1 protein-coding gene is annotated in these 302 nt (G+C 42.4%); it reads left to right on the top strand.

All coding sequences use genetic code 11. The annotated features are described in order from the left end of the window. A partial coding sequence (locus tag NSIN_RS09355; RefSeq protein ID WP_133124143.1) for an HYR domain-containing protein occupies positions 1-302 on the top strand: 302 nt, incomplete at both ends.

Below are 302 nucleotides of genomic sequence, written 5' to 3'. Positions count from 1 at the left end.
TAACAACGCATCAAAGACATTCCCACTAGGCAAGACAGTTGTATTGTGGACTGCAGTAGACGAAGCAGGAAACAAAGCAAATGCTACTCAAATAATTGATGTGAGAAACATCACTCCTCCAAAGCTTACAGTTCCATCCAACGTCACCTTTGAGGCAACATCACTCAAAGACAATACAGTACCAATAGGTAATGCTACAGCTACTGACATCCAACCAGTAACTATCACTAACAACGCATCAAAGACATTCCCACTAGGCAAGACTACCATATTGTGGGTAGCAACCGATGCATCTGGTAACA

It is taken from the genome of Candidatus Nitrosotalea sinensis (assembly GCF_900143675.1).
Classification (GTDB): Archaea; Thermoproteota; Nitrososphaeria; order Nitrososphaerales; family Nitrosopumilaceae; genus Nitrosotalea; species Nitrosotalea sinensis.
The sequence above is the reverse complement of the archived record's forward strand: the minus strand, read 5'-3'. Positions and strand labels throughout refer to the sequence as shown.